The organism is Cellvibrio sp. (assembly GCF_053579595.1).
The window spans coordinates 1-8,298 of the sequence record NZ_JBRFPI010000201.1 but is presented as its reverse complement, the minus strand read 5'-3'; the positions used below and the strand labels follow the sequence as shown (position 1 = coordinate 8,298).

Here is an 8,298-nt window from a genome sequence, read left to right as displayed (position 1 = left end):
TAGCTAATAAATATTGGGTATACATAAAATTGTCATCTTCAATTGGTAATTTGGGTTTCGAGGAGTAGAGTCCGTGAACGGCCGGGGTGTTTGGCTGTCTCTGATCAGGCGGTAAGCCTCATCGTATAATCATTCCCTTAAAGGAGTAATAAACTATGCAAGACTATATTGAAGACCTGTTGGATGTTCAGTACGACGACTCTGACGATGAATTAACTGAGGATTACTCAGATATCTAACCCGGGCTGCTGCAGCATTTTGCTGCAAGGCTCGCGGTAACTTCCCCCTCACGATACTTCTTTCTGTTTACCTTGTTCTCTCATAACTCTTTTCCTGCTTCCTTCAGATCCCTATAACCAGTGGTTTTTGATGACATCAGCCTTAACGGTAATTTACGTCGAGTAGGCCGCAAATTTGGCTAAAAGTCGCTATTGCGGGTGGTTGTTCACGTTTTCGTGGTAGTCGGTTTTCTATACTGCAACAAATTCCCCGGTAATAACCCGCTTGGTTTGAGACGTTTGCCTATGCCCAATTCTCCCGCAGAGCAACTCGAAGCGGTCTTTCTGTTTCAGGAAGAGCAGATTTCCCGCGAGTTACTCTATCCCGAATTTGAAGCCATTCTTGATGGTTTTATCCCTGTCCCTGATTTTGCAAATGCTTCAGCGAAAGCGGTTTATGTGCAGGTTGATCACTCCCTGTGTGTTACTGGTGCCGTCTTTTTCTTGTTAGGTTTTGATGCAAAAGGGATGGTCGACCGTCGCTGGAACGTACCGCTGCGCCAGTTAATCGAAACAGCTGGTTCCGGGCCGGATATGGGAGCAGGTGCCATTCGTTTGGCCTGTTATAGCCAGTGTTCGATTGCTTGGCATCAAAAAAGCTTGTGGGACCCGCTAATGCAACGCGGTAATAATAGTTTTGTCGCTATGCGCAAAGCGGTAAAGGCGAATCGCCTGGGGTTGATTGTTAAGCCCGCGGCTGCAAAAGAGCTAAAACCCGCTGCGCCAGTGCAGGCAGTGCGCTCTGCGCAGGAAGCAGAACGCGAGCAGGTGGCTTTGGAGCAGAAGCTTCATGATCACTACGCACAAGAGCTGCGCGACAAAATGGCGATGCTGATTAAAGAACAGCGTCTGCGCATCGCTACCATGATGAATCAGCATCAGGCCAAGCTTCATGCCGTTCAGCATGAACATCAGCAGCGGTTGCTGACCTATCAACAAAAGCATCAACAGTTTGAGCAACAAAACAAAGAGCTTACTGAGCGCAACCGCAATCTCAAAGATACCCTGGATGTGCAGGCGACCAAAATTGAGGGAATGCGCGAATATTTTGCGCATAAGCTCAAAGCGGCACAACAAGATGAATCCAGCCAGGTGCAGGTGTTGCAAGAAAATTTTGCGTTGGAGTTGGATGCCAAAATTCGCGCAGCTACTGCTGAACTGCGCGAAATGTTGGATATGCGCGAGGTGGAACTGTTTTATCGCCATCAAAATGAGAGCGCATTAAAAGATGAGATTGTGAACCTCAAGCGCGAAAATCAGCAGCTGTTGAAAAACAGTGGCGATCAATTGTTGGGGCGCTTGACTAAGGCGGGCGTCAATTTGGTTGTCTTCTTGCCGGGGTTGGGCGAAATAGCGATAGCGCTGGATGATATTGGCCGCTATCTCGAAGATCCACAAGCTTATGCCGCGGACAAGGCTGGTGTGAGTGAGGTGATTTACCTTGCATGGCTTGAGCACCATAAATCGCCTTGCTGCAATGCAGTTGATCCGCGCGGCAACCTGTGCGGTAGAAGCATTCCTGCGCTTGAAACTCCGTTAGAATTCCACCCCGGTGAGAGCGACCGCTGTGCCCAGCATCAAGCGGTAGCTTATTCTTTGGTGGCAGAGCGACGTTGAAGGTTAGATAAAGTGTTGATCGATTCGGCGGATGAATTACTGGATATCGCCCGAAAAGTTCCTATGCAGCGACTAGAGCATAAGGTATTTACTGACGCAGGGATTGAGGTATTGGTGCGCAGGGACGATTTGATCGATCAGGAATTGTCGGGCAACAAGTTTTACAAATTATTTTTTAATCTGCGCGCTGCGCGGGAGCAAGGATTTACCCGCCTCTTAAGTTTTGGCGGCGCTTATTCCAATCACTTGCACGCGCTGGCGGCAGCTGGAAATCGCTATGGTTTCAATACGCTGGGTGTTGTGCGCGGTGAGCGGCCTGCGCAATTAAGCCCAACGCTTAGCGATGCAGAGGCTTGGGGGATGCAGCTGGTTTTTATCAGCCGTACGGATTACCAGCACAAAGGTGAGCCGGAATTGCTTGCTGAATTGCAGTCCCGCTATGGCGGGTTTTATCTTATCCCGGAAGGGGGCGCCAATCTGGCGGGCGCGCGTGGTATGCAGTTGCTGGGGCAGGCGCTAGAGCAGCAGTTGAAAGGTGACTATACTGCGGTATGTATGGCCTGCGGAACCGGTACCAGTCTGGCAGGCTTGGCGGCGGGAATCAATTACACCAAACTTGCGCTAGGCTTTTCGGTATTAAAGGGTGAGGGGGGTTTAGGTGATGCAATATCCACTGCTTATCGCCAGATTTGCGATTCAGGTGTCGATGCTAACTGGCGTTTGATTACTGGATTCCATGCGGGTGGTTATGGAAAAAAACATCCTGATTACCTGACGCAATTTTGGCAAGACTTTGAACACAGTAGCGGTATACCACTTGATCCTGTTTATACCTTAAAACTGTTTTGGGGAATTAACTCCCTTGCTCGGCAGGGTTATTGGCCGCGTGGTTCGCGGATTGTTGCAATACATTCTGGCGGGCTCCAGGGGCGACGGGGTTTTGTTTGCCCGTAATGGTTTGTAATAGCCGTAATGAATTCTGTACTAGATAGTGTTGTGTGATTGAAAAGTTGTGTGAATAAGTTGTCTTAAGTCGTCGCTGTCATCTTGAAGGATGTTGTTATGCAAGCTCAGAAAACTACCTCATCTCCTACGACGACCCAGGTGCCGCCGGTTGAATTCGATCTGAATTTAACGCGCACACTGGTGCCGTTAAAAGATATGAGCGAAAGCCATTTGCTCGCATTGTTGGATGATGCTGTGGTTGAGACGGTCTGCGCAGGGCAAACCTTGTTTATCGCCGGTAACTACGACGCACAGCATGTGTATCTACTGCATGGTGATGTTTCTTTGGCCGTTGAAGATGGTACCCGCACCCGAATTAAAGGCCGGTCTTCGCTTTTCCCCATTGCACATCAGCAGCCCCGCCAGTTTACGGCGGTAGCAGAAACAGATTGTAGTGTGTTGCGCATCGACAGCGAACGTCTGGATAAAATGCTGACCTGGAGCCAGGTGGCGGATTATCTACAGTTAATTATTTCGCGTGAGCGCGATCTTGATGAAGACGTTGATTGGATGATGATTGTTTTAAAATCCAATTTGTTTTTCAAAGTTCCGCCGCTCAATGTTGAGCAAATTTTTTCGCGCCTCACCCCGCAAGTCGTCTATGCCGGCGATGTGATTATTCGTCAGGGTGAAATGGGCGATCAATGTTATTTCATTAAAGAGGGTGAGGCCGACGTTACTCGTCACAGCGATAATAAACGGCAGCATCTGGCCACGATCAGTGTCGGCCGCTGTTTTGGCGAAGATGCCCTTGTAAATGAAACCGTCCGCAATGCCACTGTGATGATGCGTACTGATGGTGTGCTCATGCGTTTAGATAAGCAAGATTTTTATCGGCTGTTAAAAGAGCCCAGTGTTGCCACTCTGGCATTGAGTGAGTTGGAAGCTCATATCGCCAAAGGCATTGTGGCGGTAGATGTGCGCAGCGAAGAAGAATATAGCGAAATGCATTTGCCGCAAGCGGTAAATATTCCCTTGAATATTCTTGCGATAAAATCGCGCTTGCTCGCTAAAGAAAAGCTCTATATCTTTTATTGCGATACTGGTCGCCGCAGCCGCGCCGCTGCACATTTATTGGCGCAGCACGGCTATAACACGCTTGCGCTGGAAAATTGCCCGCAATTATTTACACAAGCGGGTGCGCAACAGTTTTTGAAAGACACGAATAATTATGTGTTGCGCGACGGTGTGGCAGTGCTCGGGCAGGGGTGATTCTTAGGCGATTGATTGGTGTTGTGGCCAATTATCCGGTACGACAAAACCACGCCAGGTTTCACTCCAATAATGATCAATCGAATCCGTTTTTTCCAAGGCCGCTAATAATAGCGGCCTTTTCATTTCACCAATCTGTTTTTGTAGTTGCAGTATTAAATCAGACCCTTTTAACACTTCATTTTCGTCAATGACATGTGCGGGCGATAACCAGCGTTGGCGCTCTACAATAATCCATTCCATATCGGCATGTTCGTGCAGATACTGGAAAAAATCCTGCAGGTGCCACCAGTATCCGTGGTTGTGATTCTCGCTGCTAAAAGCAGGGCGGCAGCTCGCTAAAGCAGGTGAAAATAAATAACCCTGCAAGCATAGGCCGGTTTTCCATTCGGTTGCCTCTGGATACAAAGTTTGTAATTGTGCAGTGGCTTCAGCGGTTTGGTGTAAAGGCAATTGGTGTTGACGTAAATGTGCGAGTTTTAGATCTAAGCGGTCGTGGCTGGCGGGGCCAATCCAGTGATGCCAATCGCGCGCATCATCGGGATTGCTTGTGTTGCATAAATAAAACTTTACCGCTGTTTCTATGTGCCAATATTCATTACCGCGACGACACAAAAAATCAAAAGCACCGAGCGTGATTCCCTTGCGCTCTATTTGCAAATTGTGGTTCAGCAATTCCCAATCAGACTGTTGCGAAAAATAAAAGCACCAAAGTGTTTCGTAATAAATACCCAGTCGTGTACTTTTGACTTTTGCAATTTGCTCGATAAGTTCATTCGGCTGTTGATCCAGTGCGATCAACCACGGCCACAGTCGATCATTACCGATTGGCAGCATAGCAGCACCTGACTCTGGCAATTCCTGCATCATGGGCGCACTAAAACAGCACCATGCAAGGTCGCGTACGGCTTGGTGCTGCAGTTTGTGTACACGCTGATTAAATGATTCGTTTTTCGTTTCTGGCATAAAATGAAGTCTTGGTTGATCTGCAGGCTATAATAGCTTACAAACCTGATTACTATTTGCACATTTCCATAACCGCTCACTCAGTGAATTTCTATGACTCATTTTTCAACCATTGGCTTGATTGGCCATCTCAACAACGAGCGCGCGGTCTATTCCATCAAGCGATTGATTCGTTTTTTGCAGCAGCGCAAAAAGGCGTTTGTGCTTGAAGCCGAGACGGCTGCGCTAATCACTGATGCAAGTATGGTGTCTTCTGCACAACAAATCATGGATATGGAGGCGCTCGGCCAAGTCTGTGATCTGGTGATTGTGGTGGGGGGCGATGGCAGTTTGTTGCGTGGTGCCCGCGCGCTTGCCAAATACGGTGTACCGCTGCTAGGCGTAAATCGCGGGCGCTTGGGCTTTCTGACCGACATCACGCCAGAAGATATCGAAGACAAAGTTGATGAAGTCTTATCGGGCAAATTTAAATCCGAGCAGCGTTTCCTGTTGGATATGGAGGTCAAGCGGCAGGGGCAAGTGATCGCCACAGCGGATGCCTTGAACGACGTGGTGCTGCATCCCGGTCAATTTATCCATATGCTGCAATTTGAAATCTCTGTCGATGGCGTATTCGTTACCAGTCAGCGCTCCGACGGGGTGATAGTGTCCACACCGACTGGCTCTACGGCCTACTCGCTCAGCGGCGGTGGCCCGATCTTGCACCCTGCGCTCGATGCCATAGTAGTGGTGCCCATGAACCCGCATACACTCAGCAGTCGCCCGATTGTGGTCGCGGGGGACAGTGCGATCAGCATCATGGTTGGTGAGCACAATCGCGCTGAACCTATGGTTACCTGCGACGGCCATTCCCATGTGGATGTGCAGACGGGTGATGAAATCTGCATCCGTAAAAAGCCGCAGCTGCTCGAATTACTCCACCCACTTGATTACAACTTCTATGAACGCTGCCGTTCCAAGCTGGGCTGGGGCGGTCATTTACTGAAGGAATAATATGACTGAAACCGCGCCGAACCAATCTTACTATCCGCCGTTGATGGGAACGGCGAATGGTTATGATTTGATTGGCGATGTGCACGGTTGTGCCCAGTCGCTTGAGCGTTTGTTGCAGTTGCTGGGCTATCAAAAAATTTCCGGTACCTATCGTCACCCACAGCAGCGGCAGGTGATTTTCCTCGGCGATATTGTCGACCGTGGACCACGTATCCGTGAAGCCCTGCATCTAGTGCGCGATATGGTGGAGCAGGGCAGTGCCCAGATGATTTTGGGTAATCACGAATTTAATGCGATTACTTATTCCACACCATCAGCAATTGCTGGCGAATATTTGCGCCCTCACACACCTGCGAATGCTCGCCAAATCAGTGAAACACTCGAACAATTTGCCCATCACCCGCAGGAGTGGCAGGCGTTTTTGCGCTGGTTTGTCGAGCTGCCGCTGTTTCTGGAAATCCAGCATCCGCGGACCCAACAAGTATTTCGCGCGGTACACGCCTGCTGGGATCAACAACTCATCGACTTACATCGAGCCACCTACGGCGATGGCCACATCGACTGGTTGTTCATCAATCGCTCCGCCCAAAAGGGCAGTCTTGAGGCAAGAACCAAGCAGCGCTTGACCGGCGGTGTGGATTTGCCCTTGCCGGATGGTGAAACCATGGTGTCGTCCGATGGTTATGTGCGCCGCGCATTCCGCATCAAATTTTGGGGGCACACGGCGCGCACTTATGGGCAGTTGTTGTTCCAGCCAGATCCAATCCCGGAACATATCGCCAAGGCAGAAATTTCCCCTGATCACCGTTCACAAATGGTGTACTACGATAAATCCCAACCGCCGCTATTTATCGGCCACTATTGGCTCAAGGGCCAGCCGCGCCCGCTTGCGCCGAACCTTGCTTGTCTCGACTACAGTGCGGTTAAATTCGGGCGATTGGTGGCGTACCGCATGGATGGTGAGGCACAATTGCAGCCTGACAAATTTGTGTGGGTCTATGTTGATCCGTAAGTGTCTAACCAAATCGATGGTATTGATCCCTTATCATTCACGCTCGTATCTGTTATTACTCACCTCTACACCGGAACTCATCATTGAACTGGATTGCTGTTAAATATTTTCCACTTGATCAGGATTTAAGTGTGCTCAGCGGCTATTTGCGCGAGCGCGGATTGCAGCACCGCATAGCTGAGGAGAATGGCCAGCAATGTTTGTCTGTCATGGATGCTGCGGTGATTCCAGCTTTACAGGAATTTCTTGATCAATATTTGCAGGGGCAGGTGGAGTTGCACCCGGCAGCAACTGCCGATACGCAACCTGTAGATAATGAACCAACTTTGTTGACGCAGGCGGCTCAAGTGCCTGTTGTTGTTTGCCTGATTATTCTCAGTGGTTTGGGCGCATTGTTGATTGAAAGTAATCTGGCTAAATCCTGGATTCACTATTTCACCTTCCAGGATTTTGCCGGAAATACGTATATACCATTAAGTGATTCGTTGGCGCGCGGTGAAATCTGGCGGTTGCTCACACCTGCTTTTTTGCACTTTGGTATTTTTCATGTGTTGTTTAATAGTTTGTGGATGTGGGATTTAGGCCGGCGCCTGGAATTTTTCCTGGGCAGATGGCATTTCCTGTTATTTTTTGTGATCACTGCTGTCGCTTCCAATGTTGTGCAATATGTTTGGAGTGGCAGCGCTAATTTTGGCGGTATGTCCGGTGTGGTTTATGCGCTGGTAGGTTTTATCGCCGTGCGCCAACGTTTGGCTCCTCACCCGCTTGTTACAGTACCTCCCGCACTCATTGGTTTTATGCTCTTCTGGCTGGTGTTATGTATGACTGGAGCTGTGGATTATTTTATTTCAGGATCCGTCGCCAATGCTGCACATGTGGGCGGCTTGGTTGCCGGTGCTATTTATGCATTTGCGACACGAAATCGTTATCGACGTTAACAGTTTAATGTCATCGTAATTGAGTGAGAGATTTATGGATTTACAACAATTGCTTTCCAGCCTTACGCCGGAAATTTACCAGAATTTAAAACGCGCTGTTGAATTGGGTAAATGGCCTGATGGTAACCGTTTGTCAGCCGAGCAGCGCCAGTTATGCATGCAAGCGGTTATTGCTTATGAACACAAAAATCTGCCCCCCGAACAACACACTGGTTATATCCCGCCTGAACCACACACCTATTGTGGTGATGACGATCATGAACACGATCATGAATTG

Annotated in this window: 8 protein-coding genes; 7 read left to right on the top strand and 1 reads right to left on the bottom strand. The window is 49.1% G+C overall.

Translation table 11 applies throughout. The features are described from left to right. The first annotated feature begins 524 nt into the window (after positions 1–524). From ACWA6V_RS13055 to ACWA6V_RS13045, 3 genes are all read left to right on the top strand, one after another. Complete coding sequence (locus tag ACWA6V_RS13055) at positions 525–1,895, top strand: hypothetical protein (RefSeq protein WP_449522900.1); 1,371 nt, start codon at positions 525–527, stop codon at positions 1,893–1,895. A 12-nt stretch (positions 1,896–1,907) separates the two neighbouring features. Then, complete coding sequence (locus ACWA6V_RS13050; RefSeq protein WP_449522899.1) at positions 1,908–2,849, top strand: 1-aminocyclopropane-1-carboxylate deaminase/D-cysteine desulfhydrase; 942 nt, start codon at positions 1,908–1,910, stop codon at positions 2,847–2,849. A 108-nt stretch (positions 2,850–2,957) separates the two neighbouring features. Next, a complete protein-coding gene (locus tag ACWA6V_RS13045) occupies positions 2,958–4,112 on the top strand; it encodes a cyclic nucleotide-binding domain-containing protein (RefSeq protein WP_449522898.1) in 1,155 nt (384 codons plus the stop codon). A gap of 3 nt (positions 4,113–4,115) precedes the next feature. Here the strand turns inward: ACWA6V_RS13045 and ACWA6V_RS13040 are convergent, their stop codons facing one another. Continuing rightward, positions 4,116–5,078 carry a DUF1853 family protein gene (locus ACWA6V_RS13040; RefSeq protein ID WP_449522897.1) on the bottom strand — a complete coding sequence of 321 codons (963 nt, stop codon included), beginning with the start codon at positions 5,076–5,078 and terminating at the stop codon, positions 4,116–4,118. Between the two features lie 93 nt (positions 5,079–5,171). On the opposite strand from ACWA6V_RS13040, the gene ACWA6V_RS13035 reads away from it, so the two are divergent. The 4 genes from ACWA6V_RS13035 to ACWA6V_RS13020 form a co-directional block, all read left to right on the top strand. Beyond that, the gene (locus ACWA6V_RS13035) at positions 5,172–6,071 is read left to right on the top strand and encodes an NAD(+) kinase (protein WP_310069652.1); all 900 of its coding nucleotides are present in this window, start codon (positions 5,172–5,174) and stop codon (positions 6,069–6,071) included. A gap of 1 nt (position 6,072) precedes the next feature. After that, positions 6,073–7,083: a metallophosphoesterase gene (locus tag ACWA6V_RS13030; protein ID WP_449522896.1), complete on the top strand. Its 1,011-nt coding sequence runs from the start codon at positions 6,073–6,075 to the stop codon at positions 7,081–7,083. An 83-nt stretch (positions 7,084–7,166) separates the two neighbouring features. Then, on the top strand, positions 7,167–8,021 hold the full coding sequence (locus ACWA6V_RS13025) for a rhomboid family intramembrane serine protease (protein ID WP_449522895.1): 855 nt from the start codon (positions 7,167–7,169) through the stop codon (positions 8,019–8,021). Between the two features lie 34 nt (positions 8,022–8,055). Continuing rightward, on the top strand, positions 8,056–8,298 hold a 243-nt coding region (locus ACWA6V_RS13020; protein WP_449522894.1), incomplete at its 3' end, for a YeaC family protein.

Coding starts and splice junctions, on each gene's coding strand:
- ACWA6V_RS13040 (WP_449522897.1), bottom strand. CDS start 5,078: ATGCCAGAAACGAAAAACGAATCATTTAATCAGCGTGTACACAAACTG.
- ACWA6V_RS13045 (WP_449522898.1), top strand. CDS start 2,958: ATGCAAGCTCAGAAAACTACCTCATCTCCTACGACGACCCAGGTGCCG.
- ACWA6V_RS13030 (WP_449522896.1), top strand. CDS start 6,073: ATGACTGAAACCGCGCCGAACCAATCTTACTATCCGCCGTTGATGGGA.
- ACWA6V_RS13035 (WP_310069652.1), top strand. CDS start 5,172: ATGACTCATTTTTCAACCATTGGCTTGATTGGCCATCTCAACAACGAG.
- ACWA6V_RS13055 (WP_449522900.1), top strand. CDS start 525: ATGCCCAATTCTCCCGCAGAGCAACTCGAAGCGGTCTTTCTGTTTCAG.